A 258-nucleotide genomic window follows, 5' to 3' on the forward strand; every position below is an offset into this window, starting at 1 on the left:
CCACCTTGCGGAAGTCGTCGAGAACCGGGTCCATCAACGGCGAGTGGAACGCGTGCGACACCTTCAGCCACCGCACCTTGCGACCCTCGCCCCGGAACGTCCCCTCCAAGCCCTCCAGAACCGCCCGGTCACCGGAAAGCACCACCTGCGCGGGCCCGTTCACCGCCGCCACACCAGCACGCTCGTCCAGGCCCTCCAGCAACGACAGCACATCGGCCTCCGCCGCCTGCACCGCCAGCATCGCCCCACCCTCAGGCA

At 69.8% G+C, this 258-nt stretch carries 1 protein-coding gene; it reads right to left on the minus strand.

Annotated features, from left to right (window positions below):
• A partial coding sequence (locus tag ADL01_RS27200) for a hypothetical protein (protein WP_159049646.1) occupies positions 1–241 on the minus strand: 241 nt, incomplete at its 3' end.
• Positions 242–258: the final 17 nt, after the last annotated feature.

The organism is Streptomyces sp. NRRL WC-3618, assembly GCF_001280005.1.
In the GTDB taxonomy this organism is placed as follows: domain Bacteria; phylum Actinomycetota; class Actinomycetes; order Streptomycetales; family Streptomycetaceae; genus Streptomyces.